The 21,373-nt window shown below is 55.8% G+C and carries 24 protein-coding genes; 14 read left to right on the top strand and 10 right to left on the bottom strand.

Annotated features, from left to right (window positions below):
• Positions 1-13: 13 nt before the first annotated feature.
• The 9 genes from rapZ to FJD38_RS11735 all read right to left on the bottom strand — a co-directional run bounded on the left by rapZ (position 14) and on the right by FJD38_RS11735 (position 6,810).
• Positions 14-871, bottom strand: coding sequence for an RNase adapter RapZ (rapZ, locus tag FJD38_RS11775; RefSeq protein WP_122786394.1), 858 nt, complete (start codon positions 869-871; stop codon positions 14-16).
• A 2-nt stretch (positions 872-873) separates the two neighbouring features.
• The gene (ptsN, locus tag FJD38_RS11770; RefSeq protein ID WP_146385428.1) at positions 874-1,338 is read right to left on the bottom strand and encodes a PTS IIA-like nitrogen regulatory protein PtsN; all 465 of its coding nucleotides are present in this window, start codon (positions 1,336-1,338) and stop codon (positions 874-876) included.
• Between the two features lie 12 nt (positions 1,339-1,350).
• A complete protein-coding gene (gene hpf, locus FJD38_RS11765; protein WP_122786396.1) occupies positions 1,351-1,665 on the bottom strand; it encodes a ribosome hibernation-promoting factor, HPF/YfiA family in 315 nt (104 codons plus the stop codon).
• 76 nt (positions 1,666-1,741) lie between these two features.
• Positions 1,742-3,235: an RNA polymerase factor sigma-54 gene (locus tag FJD38_RS11760; RefSeq protein ID WP_122786397.1), complete on the bottom strand. Its 1,494-nt coding sequence runs from the start codon at positions 3,233-3,235 to the stop codon at positions 1,742-1,744.
• Between the two features lie 238 nt (positions 3,236-3,473).
• On the bottom strand, positions 3,474-4,199 hold the full coding sequence (lptB, locus tag FJD38_RS11755; RefSeq protein ID WP_122786398.1) for an LPS export ABC transporter ATP-binding protein: 726 nt from the start codon (positions 4,197-4,199) through the stop codon (positions 3,474-3,476).
• Positions 4,199-4,744: a lipopolysaccharide transport periplasmic protein LptA gene (gene lptA / locus FJD38_RS11750; RefSeq protein WP_122786399.1), complete on the bottom strand. Its 546-nt coding sequence runs from the start codon at positions 4,742-4,744 to the stop codon at positions 4,199-4,201. Before lptA ends, lptB begins: the two co-directional genes overlap by 1 nt.
• Positions 4,731-5,303, bottom strand: a complete 573-nt coding sequence (gene lptC / locus FJD38_RS11745) for an LPS export ABC transporter periplasmic protein LptC (RefSeq protein WP_122786400.1) — start codon at positions 5,301-5,303, stop codon at positions 4,731-4,733. Before lptC ends, lptA begins: the two co-directional genes overlap by 14 nt.
• An 8-nt stretch (positions 5,304-5,311) precedes the next feature.
• The gene (locus FJD38_RS11740) at positions 5,312-5,836 is read right to left on the bottom strand and encodes a KdsC family phosphatase (RefSeq protein WP_122786401.1); all 525 of its coding nucleotides are present in this window, start codon (positions 5,834-5,836) and stop codon (positions 5,312-5,314) included.
• Complete coding sequence (locus FJD38_RS11735; RefSeq protein WP_122786402.1) at positions 5,836-6,810, bottom strand: KpsF/GutQ family sugar-phosphate isomerase; 975 nt, start codon at positions 6,808-6,810, stop codon at positions 5,836-5,838. The genes FJD38_RS11740 and FJD38_RS11735 overlap by 1 nt, the downstream gene beginning before the upstream one ends.
• A gap of 295 nt (positions 6,811-7,105) precedes the next feature.
• On the opposite strand from FJD38_RS11735, the gene FJD38_RS11730 reads away from it, so the two are divergent.
• The 10 genes from FJD38_RS11730 (at position 7,106) to hisC (ending at position 15,154) form a co-directional block, all read left to right on the top strand.
• Entirely contained in the window at positions 7,106-7,915 is an 810-nt protein-coding gene (locus tag FJD38_RS11730; RefSeq protein ID WP_146385426.1) for an ATP-binding cassette domain-containing protein, read from the top strand.
• Entirely contained in the window at positions 7,915-8,712 is a 798-nt protein-coding gene (gene mlaE, locus FJD38_RS11725; RefSeq protein WP_122786404.1) for a lipid asymmetry maintenance ABC transporter permease subunit MlaE, read from the top strand. The genes FJD38_RS11730 and mlaE overlap by 1 nt, the downstream gene beginning before the upstream one ends.
• Positions 8,712-9,179 (top strand): outer membrane lipid asymmetry maintenance protein MlaD, encoded by a 468-nt coding sequence (gene mlaD, locus FJD38_RS11720; protein WP_122786405.1) that lies wholly within the window; start codon positions 8,712-8,714, stop codon positions 9,177-9,179. Before mlaE ends, mlaD begins: the two co-directional genes overlap by 1 nt.
• An 11-nt stretch (positions 9,180-9,190) precedes the next feature.
• Complete coding sequence (locus tag FJD38_RS11715) at positions 9,191-9,838, top strand: MlaC/ttg2D family ABC transporter substrate-binding protein (protein WP_122786406.1); 648 nt, start codon at positions 9,191-9,193, stop codon at positions 9,836-9,838.
• A complete protein-coding gene (locus tag FJD38_RS11710) occupies positions 9,835-10,140 on the top strand; it encodes an STAS domain-containing protein (RefSeq protein WP_122786407.1) in 306 nt (101 codons plus the stop codon). Before FJD38_RS11715 ends, FJD38_RS11710 begins: the two co-directional genes overlap by 4 nt.
• Positions 10,141-10,254: 114 nt before the next feature.
• The gene (locus tag FJD38_RS11705; protein WP_008070578.1) at positions 10,255-10,494 is read left to right on the top strand and encodes a BolA family protein; all 240 of its coding nucleotides are present in this window, start codon (positions 10,255-10,257) and stop codon (positions 10,492-10,494) included.
• A 31-nt stretch (positions 10,495-10,525) separates the two neighbouring features.
• The gene (gene murA, locus FJD38_RS11700; protein ID WP_122786408.1) at positions 10,526-11,791 is read left to right on the top strand and encodes a UDP-N-acetylglucosamine 1-carboxyvinyltransferase; all 1,266 of its coding nucleotides are present in this window, start codon (positions 10,526-10,528) and stop codon (positions 11,789-11,791) included.
• A 183-nt stretch (positions 11,792-11,974) separates the two neighbouring features.
• Positions 11,975-12,610, top strand: coding sequence for an ATP phosphoribosyltransferase (gene hisG, locus FJD38_RS11695; protein WP_122786409.1), 636 nt, complete (start codon positions 11,975-11,977; stop codon positions 12,608-12,610).
• A 160-nt stretch (positions 12,611-12,770) separates the two neighbouring features.
• Positions 12,771-14,099, top strand: coding sequence for a histidinol dehydrogenase (gene hisD / locus FJD38_RS11690; protein WP_146385424.1), 1,329 nt, complete (start codon positions 12,771-12,773; stop codon positions 14,097-14,099).
• A gap of 2 nt (positions 14,100-14,101) precedes the next feature.
• A complete protein-coding gene (gene hisC, locus FJD38_RS11685) occupies positions 14,102-15,154 on the top strand; it encodes a histidinol-phosphate transaminase (protein ID WP_146385422.1) in 1,053 nt (350 codons plus the stop codon).
• 190 nt (positions 15,155-15,344) lie between these two features.
• Here hisC and algW read toward each other — a convergent pair whose 3' ends face one another.
• Positions 15,345-16,502: a Do family serine endopeptidase AlgW gene (gene algW, locus FJD38_RS11680; protein WP_122786412.1), complete on the bottom strand. Its 1,158-nt coding sequence runs from the start codon at positions 16,500-16,502 to the stop codon at positions 15,345-15,347.
• Positions 16,503-16,603: 101 nt separating this feature from the next.
• Here algW and FJD38_RS11675 point away from each other — a divergent pair, with 101 nt between their 5' ends.
• The 4 genes from FJD38_RS11675 to FJD38_RS11660 all read left to right on the top strand — a co-directional run bounded on the left by FJD38_RS11675 (position 16,604) and on the right by FJD38_RS11660 (position 21,259).
• Positions 16,604-17,362, top strand: coding sequence for a Nif3-like dinuclear metal center hexameric protein (locus FJD38_RS11675; RefSeq protein WP_146385420.1), 759 nt, complete (start codon positions 16,604-16,606; stop codon positions 17,360-17,362).
• A gap of 154 nt (positions 17,363-17,516) precedes the next feature.
• Positions 17,517-18,434, top strand: coding sequence for a sulfate adenylyltransferase subunit CysD (gene cysD, locus FJD38_RS11670; RefSeq protein WP_122786414.1), 918 nt, complete (start codon positions 17,517-17,519; stop codon positions 18,432-18,434).
• A 9-nt stretch (positions 18,435-18,443) separates the two neighbouring features.
• Positions 18,444-20,342, top strand: coding sequence for a sulfate adenylyltransferase subunit CysN (cysN, locus tag FJD38_RS11665; protein ID WP_122786415.1), 1,899 nt, complete (start codon positions 18,444-18,446; stop codon positions 20,340-20,342).
• A 215-nt stretch (positions 20,343-20,557) separates the two neighbouring features.
• Positions 20,558-21,259 (top strand): cyclase family protein, encoded by a 702-nt coding sequence (locus tag FJD38_RS11660; protein WP_146385418.1) that lies wholly within the window; start codon positions 20,558-20,560, stop codon positions 21,257-21,259.
• Positions 21,260-21,373: the final 114 nt, after the last annotated feature.

The raw sequence follows: 21,373 nt of genomic DNA, 5'->3' as shown, positions 1-21,373 counted from the left end.
GGTAGTGATCCTTTCAGGTAAGGTCGCGGTGGCGAACCTGGACGTTCTTCAGGGTTTCTTGCAGGCATTTACCGAGGCGTTCAGTCAGGTAGACCGAGCGATGATGCCCGCCTGTGCAGCCAATGCCAATGGTGACATACGCCCGGTTGCTGGCTGCGAAGCGGGGCAGCCATTTAAGCAGGTAGCTGGAGATATCCTGGAACATCTCTTCGACATCCGGCTGTGCTGCCAGGTAGTCTGCAACAGGCTTGTCCAGCCCCGATTGCTCGCGTAGCTCTGGCTTCCAGTACGGGTTAGGCAAGCAGCGCACATCGAACACCAAGTCGGCATCGACCGGCATGCCACGCTTGAAACCAAACGACTCAACCAAAAATGCGGTCCCGGCCTCAGGTTTGTTCAGCAAACGCAGCTTGATGGTATCGCGCAGCTGATAGAGGTTGAGGTTGGTGGTATTGATCGTCAGGTCAGCCAGGTCGGCAATGGGCCCGAGCAAGAGGTTCTCGTCACGTATGGCTTCGGCCAGAGAGCGACTGGCGCTGCTCAGTGGGTGACGCCGGCGTGTTTCAGAGAAGCGTTTAAGCAAGGTTTCTTCGTCGGCATCCAGAAACAGCACATCGCACTGTATGTGCCGGTTGCGCACCTCTTCAAGCAGTTGCGGAAAACGCGACAAATGGCTGGGCAAGTTACGTGCGTCAATGGACACGGCAACCAGCGGCTGTGCCAATTCGGTATGAATCAGCGCACGCTCTGCCAGCTCTGGCAGCAGCCCGGCGGGCAGATTATCGATGCAATAGAAACCGTTGTCTTCGAGGACAGCCAGTGCAGTGCTTTTTCCGGAGCCTGAGCGTCCGCTAACGATGACTAAGCGCATGATTAATGATCGCTCTGTACGTCCAGAACAACCTTATACAGCTCTTCGTTGCTGCTGGCTGCGCGCAGTTGGTCGCGCACGTCTTTGCGGTCGAGCATGCTGGCGATCTGCCTGAGCAGTTCCAGATGAGCATCGGTGGCCGCTTCAGGCACGAGCAAAACGAATAGCAGGTCGACTGGCGCGCCATCAATGGCGTCGAAATCTATGGGCGCATCGAGGTGCAACAAGGCGCTGACAGGCGACTCGCAACCCTTGAGGCGGCAATGAGGTATGGCAATGCCGTTACCAAAACCGGTGGAACCCAGTTTTTCACGGGCAAGCAAACTCTCGTAAACGTCCTGCATGGCCAGATCAGGCACCTGATCGTGAATCAGCTTGGCAGTGTGTTCGAGTACGCGCTTTTTACTGCCGCCCGGCACGTTCACAAGGGAACGGCCAGGGGTCAGGATATTTTCAAGTCGAATCATGGGTATGGAGTATTAACGCCCCGTTGCGCCTTGAAGCAGGCTTTGGGACTTTTCCTTATGTTTTTTCAGTTGGCGATCGAGCTTGTCAGCGAGCAGGTCGATTGCAGCATACATATCGGTATGCTCTGCGTTCGCAACGACTTCCTTCGGACCCTTGGGGATATGCAGGGTGGCTTCAATCTTCTGCTGAAGTTTTTCGACTTTCATGATGACCTGTGCATTGGTGATCTTGTCGAAATGGTTCTCCAGGCGTTTGAATTTTTCGCCTATGTAAGCGCGTAACGCGTCGGTGACTTCCAGATGCTGTCCACTGATGTTGATTTGCATGCAGTTTCTCCTTCGGTTGCCATTGCATAAAGTGGCAGGCCGAACAGCCTGCCACTGAAACGCGGTGGCCCGTGGCTTACATCAACCTCTTGCGTTCGCTGGAAGGCGCTATCCCGAGGGATTCGCGGTACTTCGCGACGGTGCGACGGGCCACTTGAATACCTTGTGCCTCCAGTAAACCAGCGATCTTGCTGTCACTCAACGGCTTTTTCTGATTTTCAGCCGCCACCAGTTTTTTAATGATGGCGCGGATCGCTGTGGACGAGCATTCGCCCCCTTCAGAAGTGCTGACGTGGCTGGAGAAAAAGTACTTCAACTCATAAATGCCGCGGGGCGTATGCATGAACTTTTGCGTGGTCACCCGGGAAATGGTCGACTCGTGCATGCCTACTGCTTCGGCAATGTCATGCAGCACCAAAGGCTTCATGGCTTCATCACCATATTCCAGAAAGCCGCGCTGGTGCTCGACGATTTGCGTCGCCACTTTCATCAGCGTTTCATTGCGGCTTTGCAGGCTTTTGATAAACCAGCGAGCTTCTTGCAACTGATTGCGCATGAAGGTGTTGTCGGCGCTGGTATCAGCGCGGCGCACAAAACCAGCGTATTGAGGGTTTACCCGCAAACGTGGCATGGACTCCTGATTAAGCTCAACCAGCCAGCGATCATTGTCCTTGCGCACAATCACGTCCGGTACCACGTATTCGGCTTCGCTGGACTCGATTTGCGAGCCGGGGCGCGGGTTGAGGCTTTGTATCAGTTCAATGACCTGACGCAGCTCATCTTCCTTGAGCTTCATGCGGCGCATGAGCTGACTGTAATCGCGGGCGCCCAAGAGGTCGATGTAGTCAGTCACCAGGCGCTTGGCTTCATTGAGCCATAGCGTTTTGGACGGCAGCTGGCGCAATTGAAGAAGCAGACACTCACTGAGGTTGCGGGCGCCAATCCCTGCTGGTTCGAATTGCTGAATGCGGTGCAGAACGGCTTCGATCTCATCGAGTTCGATGTCGAGTTCTGGGTCGAATGCCTCAAGGATTTCGTCTAGTGACTCGTCGAGATACCCTTGATTGTTGATGCAGTCGATGAGCGTTACGCCAATCAGCCGGTCAGTGTCTGACATGGGAGCCAGATTCAGTTGCCACAGCAGGTGGCTTTGCAGGCTTTCGCCGGCCGAAGTGCGGGTGGTGAAGTCCCACTCGTCATCATCGTTGCTTGGCAGGCTGCTGGCGCTGGTTTGGTAGACGTCTTCCCAAGCCGTGTCGACAGGCAGCTCATTGGGAATGCGTTCGTTCCATTCACCTTCTTCCAGGTTGTCCACGGTGGGTGTGGACTCCTGATACGACGGCTCCTGAATATCGTTATTGGGTTTTTGCTCGATGTTGTCGGCCAGAGGGTCTGAATTGTCGAAGTCGTCGCCTTCTTCCTGGCGCTCGAGCATTGGATTTGATTCCAGAGCCTCCTGGATTTCCTGTTGCAGATCCAGGGTGGACAATTGGAGCAGACGGATGGCCTGTTGCAGCTGCGGTGTCATCGTCAGCTGTTGGCCCATTCTCAGGACTAGCGATGGTTTCATGGCTGGGGCTTAAGACCTTATTCGCCGGCGCGCATGGCGCCATCCACTACCAAGGCGCGTGAGCGCCAAACATAAGCAAATTATATGCCTGAACCCAGTACGTTTGACTAGGGGCGTTTCCAATTAGTTTGAGATGTTTTCAGAAGCGGCGTGCAAGCGGGCCCCAAATGCGAAAAAACCTTGACCGTCATATTGATGTTCAAGGTTTATCGCTACAAGGGGCCACTCACGATGGGGTTTACAAGCGGAACTCATGCCCCAGATACACTTCGCGAACCAGCTTGTTGGCCAAAATGGTTTCAGCATCGCCTTCTGCGATCAGTTGACCGTCGTTGACGATGTAGGCGGTTTCACAGATATCGAGGGTTTCACGCACGTTGTGGTCTGTGATCAGCACGCCAATGCCTTTGGCTTTGAGGTGGTGAATGATCTGTTTAATATCACCCACGGAAATGGGGTCAACGCCGGCAAAAGGTTCGTCGAGCAGGATGAACTTCGGAGCGGTAGCCAGAGCGCGGGCAATTTCTACCCGGCGTCGCTCACCACCGGACAAGCTCATGCCCAGGCTGTCGCGGATATGATTGATATGGAATTCCTGCAGCAGGCTTTCCAGCTCTTTACGGCGACCGGCCTTGTCGAGCTCCTTGCGCGTTTCGAGAATCGCCATGATGTTGTCGGCAACCGACAGCTTGCGGAAGATTGACGCTTCCTGTGGCAAGTACCCGATACCGGCACGTGCGCGGCCGTGCATGGGTTGGTGGCTGACATCCAGATCATCGATCAGCACGCGACCCTGATCGGCCTGAACCAGGCCGACAATCATATAAAAGCACGTGGTCTTGCCTGCGCCGTTAGGGCCAAGCAAGCCTACGATTTGCCCGCTGTCGATTGACAAGCTGACATCGCGTACCACTTGGCGACTCTTGTAGCTTTTAGCCAAATGCTGGGCTTTCAGAGTAGCCATTAACGGGCCTTCTGCTGGTCAGTTTTCTTCTTCGGCTGGATGACCATATCGATGCGTGGTCGCGGTGCGGTGACATTAGAGCCATTGGCACGGCCAGCGTTAGCCACTTGCTTGACGGTGTCGTAGACGATTTTCTCGCCTTCGGTGGTGTTGCCGTCATTGATAACCTTGGCCTTGTCGATCAGTACGATGCGATTTTGAGGCGCATGGTATTGGATCGTTACGGCATAGGCCTGCACGGGCTTTGGATCAGTGGCTTTTTGCAATTGCTCGAAGTAAGCCAGATTGCCCACCGACGTCACAACGTCAATTTCGCCCGCAGCGTTACGGGTGATGGTTACCTTGTTGCCGGTAATCTTCATCGAGCCTTGGGTGATGATGACGTCGCCCTTGTAGGTAGCGACCCCGTTTTTGTCATCCAGCTGCGCATCATCAGCCTGGATGTGAATAGGCTGTTCATTGTCGTTCGGCAGAGCCCAGGCGCTCGCGCTTCCCAGTGCTGCGCTCAGGCTGAGCAATAATGGGAGGGTTTTAACGAGACTCATACTGTCCTCTTACGTTGGACAGCAGGTCCATCCTGCCGTCTTTCAAATATGCTTTCATTCCCTTGCCAGTCGTTACACCGCCAGCGCCGTCGATTCTAACGTCTCGGTCGGTCTGCGCATATTGCTTCTGAGGGAAAACAGTCATGCGGGTGCTGGTAATAATGGTGGTGCGATCTTTTTCGTCGGTACGGGCTACGCGCACCGAGTCGATCAGCTCAACTTCAGTACCGTCCGGGTTCACTTCACCGTGCTCGCTTTGTACGTGCCACGGATAGGCTGTGCCGCGATACATTTGCAGGTCGGGAGTGGTCAGCAAGGTGACTTCGGATGCCTTCAAGTGTTCAACCTTGTCGGCGGTCATTTCGTACTGCAACTTGCCGTCCGGTAAATATTGAAGGCTGCGCGTTTTCAGGGCGTAGTAGTCAATGGCGCCTTCATCAACAGCCACGGGAGGGCGGTCGAGAAAGCGTTCCGGGCTGATATTCCAGTAGCCAACAGCCGCGAACAACGCGGCAATGACTGTGAATAGCAGGATGTTGCGAATCTTTTTGCTCAGCATATAAAGCTCTATAGGTAGGCGGCGAGGGCAGCATCAAGGCGGCCTTGGGCTCGCAGAATCAGCTCGCAAAATTCGCGCGCTGCACCTTCGCCGCCTCGCGCCTGAGTAACCCCATGGGCGTGCTGGCGAACAAAACTTGCCGCATTGGCAACCGCCATGCCCAAGCCTACGCGGCGTATAACCGGCAAGTCGGGTAAGTCGTCGCCCAAATAAGCAACCTGCTCATAGCTTAGGTTGAGTTGGCCGAGAAGCTCGTCCAAAACCACTAATTTGTCTTCGCGGCCCTGATACAGATGTGGGATGCCCAGATTTTGCGCGCGACGCTCAACCGCAGGCGTCTTGCGACCGCTGATAATGGCTGTTTGAACGCCCGCAGCCATCAGCATTTTAATGCCCTGACCATCGAGTGTACTGAACGACTTGAATTCGCTGCCGTCTTCAAGGAAGTACAGCCGCCCATCTGTCAGCACGCCATCGACGTCGAAGACGGCCAGCTTAATACCTTTACCGCGTTTAAGCAGTTCTTGAGTCATTACATCACTCCTGCGCGCAGCAAGTCGTGCATGTTCAAGGCGCCTACCGGGCGGTCTTCCTTGTCGACAACCACCAGTGCGCTGATTTTATGGTCTTCCATGATCTTCAGGGCTTCGGCTGCGAGCATGTCGGCTCGTGCCGTTTTGCCATGTGGGGTCATGACCGTGTCGATGATGGCATTGCGAATATCGATCTCGCGATCCAGCGTGCGACGCAAGTCGCCGTCGGTGAAGATCCCGGCCAGACGGCCATCTTCTTCTATAACCACGGTCATGCCGAGGCCTTTATGGGTCATTTCCATCAACGCATCTTTGAGCAAGGTGCCGCGAACCACGTGCGGCAATTCATCACCCGAGTGCATGACGTTTTCGACTTTCAACAGCAAGCGTCGACCCAGAGCGCCACCTGGATGGGAAAAAGCAAAGTCTTCGGCGGTGAAGCCGCGCGCTTCAAGCAAAGCTATGGCCAGTGCGTCGCCCAGTACCAATGCCGCAGTGGTCGAGGAGGTGGGCGCCAGATTGAGTGGGCAAGCCTCTTGTGCCACGCGAGCATCCAGGCTGACATCGGCGGCTTTGGCCAATGGTGATTCGGGATTGCCGGTCATGCTGATCAATTTGATGCCCAGGCGCTTGATCAGGGGCAGCAGGGTCACGATTTCAGCGGTCGATCCGGAATTGGACAGCGCGAGGATAATGTCGTCGCGGGTAATCATGCCCATGTCGCCATGACTGGCTTCAGCCGGATGGACGAAGAAAGCAGTGGTGCCGGTGCTGGCCAGGGTCGCGGCGATTTTATTGCCGATGTGCCCGGACTTGCCCATGCCGACCACAACTACACGGCCTTTACTTGCAAGAATCATCTCGCAAGCGCTCACGAAATCAGCGTCGATATGGGTCAGCAAGCCTTCTACAGCTTCCAGCTCGAGGCGGATGGTGCGTTGGGCAGATTGAATCAGGTCGCTGGATTGGCTCATGTTTGAAGTCGGGTAGCCTGAGAAAAGGCAAAGATTATAGCGGTTATGTGCTGATCACTCACGCGCGATCGTCGTAGTTTGTGGTCTGCACCTGTAAAGAGGTCACGGCCTTGGTGCTCAATGGGATTAATTTCGCTGTCTGGATGCTTACAGGGCACTCCTTCGGCCTTGGGCGGTCAGTAAGAGCAGTGGTATAGTTCGCCGCCAGTTCGGCCCGCTCAGGGAGCATGCTTCTTTTTACTGAAGGAGCCGGGTGTCCGAGTGAGAGGCAGAGGCTGCATCGCAAGGAGTTTAGATGAGCGCTGATAACGCCTACGCGGTCGAGCTGAAGGGAGTGTCCTTCAAGCGCGGCACGCGCAGCATCTTCAATAATGTCGATATTTTGATCCCGCGTGGCAAAGTCACTGGGATCATGGGCCCTTCGGGCTGTGGCAAGACTACCCTTTTGCGTTTGATGGGGATGCAACTGCGTCCCAGCAGCGGTGAAGTGTGGGTCAACGGTCAGAACCTGCCGACGCTGTCGCGCAGTGACCTGTTTGATGCGCGCAAGCACATGGGCGTTTTGTTTCAGAGCGGTGCGTTGTTCACCGATCTGGACGTATTTGAAAACGTAGCCTTTCCGCTACGTGTTCATACCCATTTGCCTGAAGAAATGATTCGCGACATCGTGCTGCTCAAGTTGCAGGCAGTGGGACTGCGCGGAGCCATCAATCTGATGCCGGATGAGCTGTCCGGCGGCATGAAACGTCGAGTTGCCCTGGCACGGGCCATTGCCCTTGACCCGCAAATCCTGATGTATGACGAGCCGTTTGTCGGGCAAGACCCTATCGCAATGGGTGTTCTGGTGCGTCTGATACGCTTGCTCAATGATGCGCTGGGTATCACCAGTATTGTTGTTTCGCACGATCTGGCTGAAACCGCGAGTATTGCTGACTATCTCTACGTGGTGGGTGATGGTCAGGTGCTGGGGCAGGGTACGCCAGAAGAACTGATGAATGCCGATAACCCGCGTATTCGTCAATTTATGAACGGCGACCCGGACGGTCCTGTTCCGTTTCACTTTCCGGCGTCGGACTACCGAACCGATTTACTGGGGAAGCGCTGATGCGCAAGCATTCAATAATGGACCGCATCGCGTTATTTGGCCGGGCCGGGATCGACATGGTTTCGGTCTTGGGGCGTTCGGTGATCTTCCTGTTTCACGCTTTGCTGGGGCGTGGTGGCATCGGCGGCATGTTTGGGCTATTGCTCAAGCAATTGCACTCTGTTGGCGTCATGTCGCTGGTCATCATCGTCGTGTCCGGGGTGTTTATCGGCATGGTGCTGGCCTTGCAAGGTTTCAGCATTTTGTCCAGTTATGGTTCCGAGCAGGCTGTCGGGCAGATGGTTGCCCTGACCCTGTTACGTGAACTGGGACCCGTGGTGACTGCGCTGTTGTTTGCCGGGCGGGCGGGCTCAGCCCTGACCGCTGAAATCGGCAACATGAAATCCAGCGAGCAATTGTCCAGCCTTGAAATGATCGGTGTGGACCCGCTCAAGTACATCATTGCGCCTCGCTTGTGGGCCGGTTTTATTTCCCTGCCGCTGCTGGCGATGATTTTCAGCGTGGTCGGGATCTGGGGCGGTTCGTGGGTGGCGGTCGACTGGTTGGGCGTTTATGACGGCTCGTACTGGGCAAACATGCAAAACAGCGTGACCTTCAGTGGTGATGTGCTCAACGGGATCATCAAAAGCATCGTGTTTGCCTTTGTGGTGACCTGGATTGCTGTGTTTCAAGGTTATGACTGTGAGCCCACTTCAGAGGGGATCAGCCGTGCCACTACCAAGACCGTGGTGTATGCCTCGCTGGCAGTCCTCGGGCTGGACTTTATTTTGACTGCCTTGATGTTTGGAGATTTCTGATGCAAAACCGCACCATGGAAATCGGTGTCGGCCTGTTTTTGCTGGCTGGCATCCTGGCTTTATTGTTGCTTGCCCTGCGAGTCAGTGGACTGTCTCCGACGGCCAGCACCGACACTTATAAGCTCTACGCTTACTTTGACAACATCGCCGGTCTGACCGTGCGCGCCAAGGTCACTATGGCGGGCGTGACTATCGGCAAGGTCACGGCGATCGACCTGGACCGTGACAACTTCACGGCCCGCGTCACCTTACAAGTCGACAAGAGCGTCGATAACCTGCCGACCGACTCGACAGCGTCTATTCTCACGGCGGGTCTGCTGGGCGAGAAATACATCGGTATCAGCGTCGGTGGCGATGACACCCTGCTGAAAGATGGCGGCACCATTCACGACACCCAGTCGTCCCTGGTGCTTGAAGATCTGATCGGAAAATTTCTGATGAATACCGTTAGCAAAGAAGCCAAATAAGGAGCTTTTAGATGATTTCTCTCTTGCGCCGTGGCCTGCTGGTTATTCTGGCAGCCGCACTGCCGATGATGGCTAACGCCGCACCGGGCCAGTCTGCCCATGACATCGTTTCTGATACGACCACACGGCTGCTGGCCGATCTGGCTGCTAATAAAGAGCAGTACAAGCAAAATCCAGCCAAGTTTTACGATGCTCTGAACAACATCGTTGGCCCTGTTGTGGATGTTGATGGTATTTCGCGAAGCATCATGACCGTGAAATATTCGCGTAACGCCACCCCTGCGCAAATGCAGCGCTTTCAAGAAAACTTCAAGCGCAGCCTGATGCAGTTCTATGGCAACGCCTTGCTTGAGTTCAAGAACGAAGGCATCACTGTTTCTCCTGCCAAGGATGAAAGCGGCGATCGCACCAGCGTTGATATGACCGTGAAGGGTGAGAAGGGCGCTATCTATCCGTTGTCCTATACCCTTAATAAGGTGAATGGCGAGTGGAAGGTGCGTAACGTCATCATTAATGGCATCAACATCGGCAAGTTGTTCCGCGATCAGTTCGCTGATGCCATGAGCCGTAACGGCAACAATCTGGACAAGACCATCGATAACTGGGCTGGCGAAGTCGCCAAAGCCAAGGAAAAAACCGATGAGAAGCTGAGCCAATGAGTGAAGCCGCCATCACCCTGGCCGGCGAAAGCGAATTGCGCCTCAGTGGCGTACTCGATTATCAGACCGGTCCTCGTTTACGCAAGGAAGGTCAGGCGCTGATCAAAAAAGCCTTGGCCAAAGCCCTGGTGGTGGATTGCTCTGCGGTCATTAAATCCAGCAGCGTGGGTTTGTCGCTGCTGTTGTGCTTTATCCGGGACGCAGACGCCCAGAACAAGTCATTAAGCATTCGTGGATTACCCGAAGACATGCGCGAAATCGCCCAAGTGTCGGGTTTGACCGAGTTGTTGGCACACCATTAATCGCCACATACAGCAAAGCCCCCCGTCAGAGTCCTGTTAAGTGGGGTTCGCAGGCGCGGGGCTTTTTTGTATGATGGCCGACCCGCGCGCGTTAGGCGCCGATTGAGGTTGAGCATGCAGGCCGTAGAAGTGAAGAGCTTTCTTGAGGGAAAGCTGCCTGGAATCCAGGTAGAAGTTGAGGGCGAAGGCTGCAACTTTCAGCTGAACGTGATTAGTGACGAACTGGCGGCCTTGAGCCCGGTTAAACGTCAACAAAGCATCTATGCCCATTTGAACCCGTGGATTGCTGATGGCAGCATCCATGCGGTCACTATGAAATTCTTCAGCAGCGCGGCCTGGGCCGAGCGCACCTGAGCCCCCTGAGCCCATTGGCGTCGAGATTGTTATGGATAAATTGATTATTACCGGCGGTGCCCGTCTTGATGGCGAAATCCGTATTTCCGGTGCGAAGAACTCTGCTCTGCCGATTCTGGCAGCGACCTTGCTGTGCAATGGCCCGGTAACGGTTGCCAACCTGCCACATTTGCATGACATCACCACCATGATCGAGCTGTTCGGTCGCATGGGCATTGAGCCGGTGATTGATGAAAAGCTCAGCGTAGAAATCAACCCGAATACCATCAAAACCCTGGTGGCGCCGTACGAACTGGTTAAAACCATGCGTGCGTCGATTCTGGTTCTGGGGCCGATGGTGGCTCGCTTCGGTTACGCTGAAGTTGCATTGCCGGGCGGTTGCGCCATTGGTTCGCGTCCGGTCGACTTGCACATCCGTGGCCTTGAAGCCATGGGCGCGGTGATTGATGTTGAAGGCGGTTACATCAAAGCCAAGGCACCTGAAGGTGGCTTGAAGGGTGCTAACTTCTTCTTCGATACCGTGAGTGTGACCGGTACTGAAAACATCATGATGGCCGCAGCACTGGCCAATGGCCGCAGTGTATTGCAGAACTCTGCTCGCGAGCCTGAAGTCGTTGACCTGGCCAACTTCCTGAACGCCATGGGCGCCAAGGTAAGCGGTGCTGGCACTGACACCATCATCATTGATGGCGTCAAAGAGCTGCACCCTGCCACTTACCGCGTGATGCCAGACCGTATCGAAACGGGTACTTATCTGGTTGCTGCTGCCGTGACCGGTGGCCGCGTCAAGGTCAAGGACACCGATCCGACCATCCTTGAAGCTGTGCTTGAAAAGCTCAAGGAAGCCGGCGCTGAAGTGACCACCGGTGAAGACTGGATCGAACTGAACATGCACGGCAAACGCCCTAAAGCGGTGAATGTGCGTACAGCTCCGTACCCTGCATTCCCGACCGACATGCAGGCGCAGTTCATCTCGCTCAACGCCATTGCCGAAGGCACGGGTGCAGTGATCGAGACCATCTTTGAAAACCGTTTCATGCACGTGTATGAACTTCACCGCATGGGCGCCAAAATTCAGGTCGAAGGCAACACCGCCATCGTAACCGGCACTGAAACGCTAAAAGGCGCCCCAGTGATGGCTACGGATCTGCGTGCTTCCGCAAGCCTGGTGATTTCGGCACTGGTTGCCGAAGGTGACACCCTAATCGACCGCATCTACCACATCGACCGTGGTTACGAGTGCATCGAAGAAAAACTGCAAATGCTGGGTGCCAAAATTCGCCGCGTTCCGGGCTAGTTTGTTGGCGTTTGGCCTCATGGGCACATGGATCGTGTCCAGCTGTCAGGTGACGTAACGGCGTACACGCGTTATCTTACCTGGCCTTGAATCGTTCAAGTCGAGCCTGATTATCAGGCTCGATGCTTGTCCGGCGCCGATTGCGTACGGGCAAAAGTACCCTGATAAGGACTTACGTTTCCCATGTTGACCATTGCACTGTCCAAGGGCCGTATCCTTGACGACACCCTGCCGCTTCTGGCTGAAGCAGGCATTGTGCCGACCGAGAATCCGGACAAAAGCCGCAAGCTGATCATCCCGACCTCACAGCCAGACGTCCGCCTGCTGATTGTACGTGCGACCGATGTGCCGACTTACGTTGAACATGGTGCTGCCGACCTCGGTGTTGCCGGTAAAGACGTGCTGATGGAATACGGTGGCCAGGGTCTTTACGAGCCACTCGACCTCCAGATTGCCCAGTGCAAGCTGATGACCGCCGGAGCCATCGGTGTGCCTGAACCTAAAGGCCGCCTGCGCATTGCCACCAAGTTCGTCAACGTTGCCAAGCGCTACTACGCCGAACAAGGCCGTCAGGTCGACATCATCAAGCTGTATGGCTCGATGGAGCTGGCGCCATTGATTGGCCTGGCCGACAAAATCATCGACGTGGTCGATACCGGTAACACCTTGCGTGCCAATGGCCTGGAACCTCAGGAATTCATTGCCGCCATCAGCTCCCGTCTGGTGGTTAACAAGGCCTCGATGAAAATGCAGCACGCCCGAATTCAAGCCCTGATCGACACCCTGCGCAAAGCAGTGGAGTCGCGACACCGCGGCTGACTCACCTGCGCGACCAGGGTCTAATCCCTGATGTCGCGCCCATCCATCCGCGTAATAGCCAGAAATTTCAGGTACCCACGCGGATGGCTTGGTAGTCTTGCCGTGCCTGATCCTTGCAAAAAACCATTCCAAGCTAACGCCCATTACCGAGGCCCTCGCTATGACCGCTCCCACTGCAATTCGCCGACTCAACGCTGCTGACCCGGATTTCGCGCAGCATCTGGATCATCTGCTGAGCTGGGAAAGTGTGTCAGACGACTCGGTCAATCAGCGCGTACTCGACATTATCAAAGCGGTGCGCGAACGCGGAGACGCGGCGCTGGTTGAATTTACTCAGCGCTTTGACGGGTTGACCGTGAATTCAATGGCCGACTTGATTCTGCCGCGCGAGCGTCTGGAATTGGCCTTGACCCGCATCACCGTGCCTCAGCGTGAGGCACTGGAAAAAGCCGCTCAACGCGTGCGCAGCTACCACGAAAAACAGAAGCAGGATTCCTGGAGCTACACCGAAGCCGATGGCACGGTGCTGGGCCAGAAAGTTACGCCTCTGGATCGTGCAGGCCTGTACGTGCCGGGTGGTAAAGCTTCATACCCGTCGTCGGTATTGATGAATGCAATCCCGGCCAAAGTGGCCGGCGTGACTGAAGTGGTCATGGTTGTTCCGACCCCGCGCGGTGAAATCAACGAACTGGTATTGGCGGCGGCCTGCATTGCCGGCGTTGATCGGGTGTTCACCATCGGTGGTGCTCAAGCGGTTGCTGCGCTGGCGTACGGCACTGAAAGCGTACCCAAAGTCGACAAAGTGGTAGGCCCTGGCAACATCTATGTGGCCACGGCCAAGCGTCACGTGTTCGGTCAAGTGGGCATCGACATGATCGCCGGGCCATCGGAGATTCTGGTGGTGTGTGATGGTCAGACGGATCCGGACTGGATCGCCATGGACCTGTTCTCCCAAGCTGAGCATGACGAAGATGCGCAAGCTATTTTGGTCAGCCCGGATGCAGAGTTCCTCGACAAAGTCGCAGCCAGTATTGCCAAGCTGCTGCCGACCATGGAACGTGCCGAGATAATCGAAACTTCGATCAAAGGCCGTGGCGCCTTGATTCTGGTCAAGGACTTGCAGCAGGCGATTGACGTGTCCAACCGCATTGCTCCGGAGCACCTGGAGCTCTCAGTGGCTGACCCTCAAGCCTGGTTGCCGCAAATCCGTCATGCGGGTGCCATCTTCATGGGCCGTCACACCTCTGAAGCCCTGGGTGATTATTGCGCCGGGCCTAACCACGTGCTGCCGACTTCCGGCACCGCGCGTTTCTCCTCGCCGCTGGGCGTGTACGACTTCCAGAAACGCTCCTCGATCATCTTCTGCTCCGAGCAAGGCGCATCGGAGCTAGGTAAAACCGCCTCAATTCTGGCGCGTGGCGAATCGCTGACCGGGCACGCCCGCAGCGCTGAATACCGAATCATCGCTGACACCGAGCAGGGGCAATAAGCATGAGCAAATTCTGGAGTCCGTTCGTTAAAGAACTGGTGCCTTATGTGCCGGGTGAACAACCGAAGTTGACCAAACTGGTCAAACTCAACACTAACGAAAACCCTTACGGGCCTTCGCCTAAAGCGCTGGCAGCGATGCAGGCCGAGATTAACGACGACCTGCGTTTATATCCGGATCCCAACAGTGACCTGCTCAAGCAGGCTGTGGCTGAGTATTACGGCGTACAGACCGATCAGGTGTTTCTGGGGAATGGGTCTGACGAAGTGCTGGCCCATGTGTTTAACGGTTTGTTCCAGCACGACAAGCCGCTGTTGTTTCCGGACATCAGCTACAGCTTCTATCCGGTTTACTGCGGTTTGTATGGCATTGAGTTTGATGCGGTGCCACTGGATGAGCAGTTCCAGATTCAGCCTGCGGACTATGCCAAGGCCAATGGCGGGATTATTTTTCCGAACCCCAACGCGCCGACGGGTTGCTTGTTGGCACTGCAAGCCATTGAGCAGATTCTGTTGGCCAGCCCGGATTCTGTGGTCGTGGTGGACGAAGCCTACATCGACTTTGGGGGTGAGACGGCCATCAGCTTGGTCGGTCGCTATCCGAATCTGTTGGTGACGCAAACCTTGTCCAAGTCGCGCTCTCTGGCCGGTCTGCGAGTTGGATTGGCTGTGGGCCATCCAGACCTGATTGAAGCGCTGGAGCGGATCAAGAACAGCTTCAACTCCTATCCTCTGGATCGCATCGCGATTGCTGGAGCAGCGGCAGCGTTTGCTGACCGTGAGTATTTTGATCACACCTGCCAGCTGGTGATGGATAGCCGCGAGCAACTCGTGGGTCAGTTGCAGGCGCTGGGGTTTGAGGTGCTGCCGTCGGCGGCCAACTTCATCTTTGCTCGTCACCCGGAGCATGATGCCGGTGCGCTGGCTGCGAAGTTGCGGGGGCAGGGGGTGATCGTGCGTCACTTCAAGCAACTGCGTATCGCACAGTTCTTGCGTATCAGCATTGGGACGCCGGAGCAGAATGCGGCGTTGATTGAAGGGTTGTCAGCGCTGTAACCGCGCCCTCACCCTAACCCTCTCCCAGAGGAGAGGGGACTAAAATCAAACGCAGATATACGTAACTGCCCCCCATCAAGCCCCCTCTCCCAGAGGGAGAGGGGACTAAAATCAAACGCAGATCTACGTAACTTCACCCATTAAGCTCCCTCTCCCTTTGGGAGAGGGCTGGGGTGAGGGTTAGGCCTGCTTACTCCTCTTTCTGCGGCGGCTGCTCTTGCGGCGGACGCAAGCCCACTTCAGCGGTGAGCTTCAGTTCTTTGCCATTGCGCATGACCTGAATCGAGATTTTGTCCGACGGCTTGATACGAGCGACCTGATTCATTGAGCGACGTCCGTCGCTTGCCGGTGCGCCATCGATACTCAAAATCACATCACCCAATTGCAGTCCGGCTTTCTGCGCCGGGCCATCGCGGAAAATACCCGCCACTACAATCCCCGGGCGACCGCTCAAACCAAATGACTCGGCCAGATCCGCGGTCAGCGGCTGCACCTCAATCCCCAACCATCCGCGAATCACCTGGCCGTGCTCAATGATGGCCTTCATCACTTCCATGGCCAGGTTGATCGGGATCGCAAAACCAATGCCCTGTGATCCCCCGGACTTGGAGAAAATAGCCGTGTTGATCCCGGTCAGATTGCCATTGGCATCCACGAGCGCACCGCCCGAGTTACCGGGGTTAATGGCGGCGTCGGTCTGGATAAAATCTTCGTAGTTGTTCAAGCCCAACTGATTGCGGCCCGTGGCACTGATGATGCCCATGGTAGTGGTCTGGCCGACCCCGAACGGGTTGCCGATTGCCAGGGCAATATCGCCGATACGCAGGGTGTCCGATCGACCGATGGTGATCGATGGCAGGTCCTTCAAATCGATCTTGAGCACCGCAAGGTCAGTTTCCGGATCACTACCGATCACCCGGGCCAGTGTTTCCCGACCATCTTTCAGGGCTACTACAATTTGATCTGCGCCGGTAACCACGTGGTTATTGGTGAGCAGATACCCTTCGGGGCTCATCAGCACTGCTGAGCCGAGGCTCGATTCCATACGCTTTTGCTTGGGTGCGTTGTCGCCGAAGAAGTGCCGGAACTGCGGGTCTTCAAACAAGGGCCGGGCATTTTTGTTAACCACCTTGGTGGTGTACAGGTTAGCCACGGCTGGGGCTGCACGGGTCACGGCGTCGGCATAGGTGACGGGACCCTGTTGCACATAATTGGTTTGTGGCGCTTGTTGCAGGTTGACGTCAAGGCTCGGCAGCCCGACCCACTGCGGGTAACGCTGAATAATCAGCATCGCGATAAGCACGCCAGCCAATAGTGGCCAGCCAAAAAAACGCAAAGCCTTAAACATTGAACTCAGTCCTGAAGGTTGCAGAGCCATCTCGACAGCTCATAATGACGGCCATTATACGAGGGCCGAACGGCTCTGAACGCTATATTTAGGAGTCTTTTATGGCAGTAGCCCTGAGCACGCTGGTAGAAGAAGCAAATCGTTACCTGAATTGCGCCACAATCAGCGATTATTGCCCCAACGGTCTGCAAGTCGAAGGGCGCCCGCAGGTGATGCGAATCGTCAGCGGCGTAACGGCCAGTCAGGCGCTGCTCGATGCAGCCGTTGAAGCCCAGGCGGATCTGGTGTTGGTGCACCACGGTTATTTCTGGAAGGGCGAAGACCCCTGCGTCACCGGCATGAAGCAACGCCGGTTGAAAACCTTGCTCAAACACGACATCAGTCTGCTGGCGTTTCACCTGCCCCTCGACGTGCACCCTGAAGTGGGCAACAACGTGCAGTTGGCGCGTCAGTTGGACATCACTGTCGAAGGCCCGTTGGACCCCACAAATGCCAAAATAGTGGGCCTCGTAGGCTCACTGGCTGAACCCATGACCGCTCGCGATTTTGCCCGCAAGGTGCAAGAAGTACTGGGGCGTGAGCCGCTGGTGATTGAAGGCAGCGAGATGATCCGCCGGGTTGGCTGGTGCACCGGAGGCGGGCAGGGGTACATCGATCAAGCCGTTCTGGCAGGGGTCGATTTGTACTTGAGTGGCGAAGCCTCTGAGCAAACTTTCCACAGCGCGCGTGAAAACGACATCAGCTTTATAGCGGCCGGGCACCACGCCACCGAGCGTTATGGTGTGCAGGCTCTAGGCGACTATCTGGCTCGCCGTTTTGCCCTTGAGCATCTCTTTATAGACTGTCCGAATCCTATTTGAGCGATTGGCTGCGCAGCACTAAGGCCAAACCCGGCGATCTATTCTTAGACCGTTTCGATCTAGTAAGCGCCCTCAATATAAGAAGGCGCTGTGCTAGGATTCGCCCTCGAACACGGCCCGCAGGCCGTTCATAAGATAGCTTTCGTGAGTAGCCATGGTCGACAAACTGACGCACCTGAAACAGCTGGAGGCGGAAAGCATCCACATCATTCGCGAGGTGGCCGCCGAGTTCGATAACCCGGTGATGCTGTACTCAATCGGTAAAGATTCCGCCGTGATGCTGCACCTTGCCCGCAAGGCATTCTTCCCTGGCAAGCTGCCATTTCCGGTGATGCATGTCGACACTCGCTGGAAATTCCAGGAGATGTACAGCTTTCGCGACAAGATGGTTGCGGAGCTGGGACTTGATCTGATCACTCACGTCAACCCTGATGGGGTGGCGCAGAACATCAACCCGTTCACCCACGGCAGTGCCAAGCACACCGACATCATGAAAACCGAGGGCCTGAAGCAGGCTCTGGACAAATATGGTTTTGATGCCGCCTTCGGGGGCGCTCGCCGTGACGAAGAGAAGTCGCGCGCCAAAGAGCGTGTGTACTCGTTCCGTGACAGCAAGCACCGCTGGGATCCAAAAAACCAGCGCCCCGAGTTGTGGAATGTCTACAACGGTAAGGTCAACAAGGGCGAATCGATCCGCGTATTCCCGTTGTCGAACTGGACCGAACTCGACATCTGGCAGTACATCTACCTCGAAGGCATCCCGATTGTGCCGTTGTATTTCGCGGCTGAGCGTGAAGTCATCGAGAAGAACGGCACGCTGATCATGATCGACGACGAGCGTATTCTTGAGCACCTGTCTGATGAAGACAAGGCGCGCATCGTCAAGAAAAAGGTCCGTTTCCGCACTCTTGGCTGCTACCCGCTGACCGGCGCGGTGGAGTCAGAGGCTGAAACCCTGACTGACATCATTCAGGAAATGCTCCTGACGCGAACTTCCGAGCGCCAGGGCCGAGTCATCGATCACGATGGCGCCGGCTCAATGGAAGATAAAAAACGTCAGGGTTATTTCTAAGGGGTTGTCATGTCGCACGTATCTGATTTGATCAGCGAGGACATCCTCGCCTACCTGGGCCAGCATGAACGCAAAGAGATGTTGCGCTTTCTGACCTGCGGCAACGTCGATGATGGCAAGAGCACCCTGATCGGGCGCCTGCTGCACGACTCCAAGATGATCTATGAAGACCATCTGGAAGCCATTACCCGTGACTCGAAAAAAAGCGGCACCACGGGCGATGATATCGACCTGGCGCTGTTGGTAGACGGTCTGCAAGCAGAGCGCGAGCAGGGCATCACCATCGACGTGGCGTATCGTTACTTCTCAACCGCCAAGCGCAAATTCATCATTGCCGACACACCCGGCCATGAGCAATACACCCGCAACATGGCCACCGGTGCGTCGACCTGTGATCTGGCGATCATCTTGGTGGATGCCCGTTACGGCGTGCAGACCCAAACCCGTCGCCACAGCTTTATTGCGTCTTTGTTGGGCATCAAGCACATCGTTGTGGCCATCAACAAAATGGACCTCAAGGGTTTCGACGAAGGCGTATTCGAGTCGATCAAGGCCGATTACCTGAAGTTCGCCGAAGGCTTGAAACTCAAGCCGACCAGCCTGCACTTTGTGCCGATGTCTGCCCTTAAAGGCGACAACGTGGTGAACAAGAGCGAGCGTTCGCCTTGGTACACCGGCCAGTCATTGATGGAAATTCTTGAAACCGTGGAAGTGGCGGCTGACCGCAACCTCACCGACCTGCGCTTCCCGGTGCAATACGTAAACCGCCCGAACCTGAATTTCCGTGGGTTTGCCGGTACGCTGGCCAGCGGTATCGTGCGCAAGGGCGACGAAATCGTGGTGCTGCCTTCGGGCAAAAGCAGCCGGGTTAAATCCATTGTCACCTTTGAAGGTGAGTTGGAGCACGCCGGCCCAGGTCAGGCCATTACCCTGACCATGGAAGACGAGATCGACATCTCCCGTGGCGACCTGTTGGTGCATGCTGACAATGTGCCTGTGGTGACCGACAGCTTCGAAGCCATGCTGGTATGGATGGCTGAAGAGCCGATGTTGCCGGGCAAGAAGTACGACATCAAGCGTGCGACCAGCTACGTACCGGGTTCGATTGCCAGCATCGTCAACAAAGTTGATGTGAACACGCTGGAAGAAGGACCGGCCAGCGCCTTGCAGTTGAACGAAATCGGCAAGGTCAAGATCAGTCTGGACGCTCCGATTGCGCTGGATGGTTATGAAAGCAACCGCACCACGGGTTCGTTCATCATCATCGACCGCCTGACCAATGGCACGGTCGGGGCCGGCATGATCATCGCTCAGCCACTGGGCCATGGCAGCGCCAGCCATCACGGCGACCTTGCCCACGTGACCACAGAAGAGCGCGCCCAGCGTTTTGGTCAGCAGCCGGCGACCGTCTTGTTCAGCGGCTTGTCGGGTGCGGGTAAAAGCACGCTGGCGTATGCGGTAGAGCGCAAGTTGTTCGACATGGGCCGTGCGGTGTTTGTGCTGGATGGCCAGAACTTGCGCCATGACCTGAATAAAGGTCTGCCTCAGGACCGTGCCGGGCGGACTGAAAACTGGCGTCGTGCTGCACATGTAGCGCGTCAGTTCAACGAAGCTGGTTTGCTGACACTGGCTGCGTTTGTGGCGCCGGATGCCGAAGGTCGCGAACAGGCTAAAGCGCTGATTGGTGATGACCGACTGTTGACAGTGTATGTCCAGGCATCGCCAGCCGTGTGTGCCGAGCGCGATCCGCAAGGCCTGTACGCGGCGGGCGGTGACAACATTCCGGGCGAATCCTTCCCGTATGACGTGCCGTTGAACGCCGATCTGGTGGTTAACACGCAATCGTTGTCGCTGGATGAAAGCGTGAAGTTGGTGCTGGATCTGTTGCGTCAACGCGGCGCGATTTAAGCCGTAAACAAAAAGCCCGCCACCGAGAGATCGGTGGCGGGCTTTTTAGTGGGTGAAGGCTTTACCCTCACCCCCAGCCCTCTCCCAGAGGGAGAGGGGGCCGATTTGCGCTATCGAGAATGTTGTAACAGTTACATTCTTGGCTCGTGCGGTCTGACCCTATAAACATCCTTGTACGCGGGCTCAGTAGCTCTTTATGAAAACAGGGTGCAGCAATGAACAGTATTCACTTCAACCACGTCATCGATCTCAGCCATTGCATCACGACATCGATTCCTCTTTGGCCCAATGATCCTGAGGTGCAATTTGAGTTGTTAGCCTCCCATGAGCAGGACGCTTATTACCTTCGCCGTTTCAGCATGGGCGAGCACAGCGCAACTCACATGAATGCGCCGAATACGTTTTATCCGGATGGCATTGCTATAGATGGCTATACCCCCGAGTCACTGGTGCGGCCTGCGGTTGTGATTGATGTGCAAGACAAGGCGCGGGAAAGCGCTGATTATGTGATCACTGTTGAAGATGTTATGAACTGGGAGCACGTACATGGCCGTATTGAGGCGGGATCAATTGTCGTCTTCTATACCGGCTGGCAAGGCCTCTGGCACGACCCCGAACAGTTCATGAATGAGGACGAGCAGGGTCTGCATTTCCCGGGTGTAGGGGCCGGGGCTGCACAGTTTTTGTTGGATGAGCGTCGTATAGCAGGTATTGGAATTGATACGCATGGCGTTGATCCGGGTCAGGACACCACCTTTGCCAGTAACCACTTGGTGTTGGCCAAGGCGGGTATCATTCTTGAGTGCCTTACCCGGTTAGACCAACTGCCTCCTAAAGGGAGCACGCTAGTTATCGGCCTCTTGCGTCTGGAGGCCGGTTCCGGTTCACCTGTCAGTGTGCTGGCGTTCGTGCCCTGATAGGTGACGACCGCGTCCTCGCCTGTTTTCGCCTTGCCTAACCTTCACTCGAAAACAATTCGTACAGAACCTGGGTCTTAGCAGCGCCCCAATCAGTCCCCTCTCCCTCTGGGA

The sequence above is a fragment of the Pseudomonas saxonica genome, assembly GCF_007858365.1.
Lineage (GTDB): Bacteria > Pseudomonadota > Gammaproteobacteria > Pseudomonadales > Pseudomonadaceae > Aquipseudomonas > Aquipseudomonas saxonica.
The sequence above is the reverse complement of the archived record's forward strand: the minus strand, read 5'-3'. Positions and strand labels throughout refer to the sequence as shown.

Bases quoted from the DNA above. Each gene is read 5' to 3' on its own strand.
- rapZ (WP_122786394.1), bottom strand. From the start codon at position 871: ATGCGCTTAGTCATCGTTAGCGGACGCTCAGGCTCCGGAAAAAGCACT.
- ptsN (WP_146385428.1), bottom strand. From the start codon at position 1,338: ATGATTCGACTTGAAAATATCCTGACCCCTGGCCGTTCCCTTGTGAAC.
- hpf (WP_122786396.1), bottom strand. From the start codon at position 1,665: ATGCAAATCAACATCAGTGGACAGCATCTGGAAGTCACCGACGCGTTA.
- FJD38_RS11760 (WP_122786397.1), bottom strand. From the start codon at position 3,235: ATGAAACCATCGCTAGTCCTGAGAATGGGCCAACAGCTGACGATGACA.
- lptB (WP_122786398.1), bottom strand. From the start codon at position 4,199: ATGGCTACTCTGAAAGCCCAGCATTTGGCTAAAAGCTACAAGAGTCGC.
- lptA (WP_122786399.1), bottom strand. From the start codon at position 4,744: ATGAGTCTCGTTAAAACCCTCCCATTATTGCTCAGCCTGAGCGCAGCA.
- lptC (WP_122786400.1), bottom strand. From the start codon at position 5,303: ATGCTGAGCAAAAAGATTCGCAACATCCTGCTATTCACAGTCATTGCC.
- FJD38_RS11740 (WP_122786401.1), bottom strand. From the start codon at position 5,836: ATGACTCAAGAACTGCTTAAACGCGGTAAAGGTATTAAGCTGGCCGTC.
- FJD38_RS11735 (WP_122786402.1), bottom strand. From the start codon at position 6,810: ATGAGCCAATCCAGCGACCTGATTCAATCTGCCCAACGCACCATCCGC.
- FJD38_RS11730 (WP_146385426.1), top strand. From the start codon at position 7,106: ATGAGCGCTGATAACGCCTACGCGGTCGAGCTGAAGGGAGTGTCCTTC.
- mlaE (WP_122786404.1), top strand. From the start codon at position 7,915: ATGCGCAAGCATTCAATAATGGACCGCATCGCGTTATTTGGCCGGGCC.
- mlaD (WP_122786405.1), top strand. From the start codon at position 8,712: ATGCAAAACCGCACCATGGAAATCGGTGTCGGCCTGTTTTTGCTGGCT.
- FJD38_RS11715 (WP_122786406.1), top strand. From the start codon at position 9,191: ATGATTTCTCTCTTGCGCCGTGGCCTGCTGGTTATTCTGGCAGCCGCA.
- FJD38_RS11710 (WP_122786407.1), top strand. From the start codon at position 9,835: ATGAGTGAAGCCGCCATCACCCTGGCCGGCGAAAGCGAATTGCGCCTC.
- FJD38_RS11705 (WP_008070578.1), top strand. From the start codon at position 10,255: ATGCAGGCCGTAGAAGTGAAGAGCTTTCTTGAGGGAAAGCTGCCTGGA.
- murA (WP_122786408.1), top strand. From the start codon at position 10,526: ATGGATAAATTGATTATTACCGGCGGTGCCCGTCTTGATGGCGAAATC.
- hisG (WP_122786409.1), top strand. From the start codon at position 11,975: ATGTTGACCATTGCACTGTCCAAGGGCCGTATCCTTGACGACACCCTG.
- hisD (WP_146385424.1), top strand. From the start codon at position 12,771: ATGACCGCTCCCACTGCAATTCGCCGACTCAACGCTGCTGACCCGGAT.
- hisC (WP_146385422.1), top strand. From the start codon at position 14,102: ATGAGCAAATTCTGGAGTCCGTTCGTTAAAGAACTGGTGCCTTATGTG.
- algW (WP_122786412.1), bottom strand. From the start codon at position 16,502: ATGTTTAAGGCTTTGCGTTTTTTTGGCTGGCCACTATTGGCTGGCGTG.
- FJD38_RS11675 (WP_146385420.1), top strand. From the start codon at position 16,604: ATGGCAGTAGCCCTGAGCACGCTGGTAGAAGAAGCAAATCGTTACCTG.
- cysD (WP_122786414.1), top strand. From the start codon at position 17,517: ATGGTCGACAAACTGACGCACCTGAAACAGCTGGAGGCGGAAAGCATC.
- cysN (WP_122786415.1), top strand. From the start codon at position 18,444: ATGTCGCACGTATCTGATTTGATCAGCGAGGACATCCTCGCCTACCTG.
- FJD38_RS11660 (WP_146385418.1), top strand. From the start codon at position 20,558: ATGAACAGTATTCACTTCAACCACGTCATCGATCTCAGCCATTGCATC.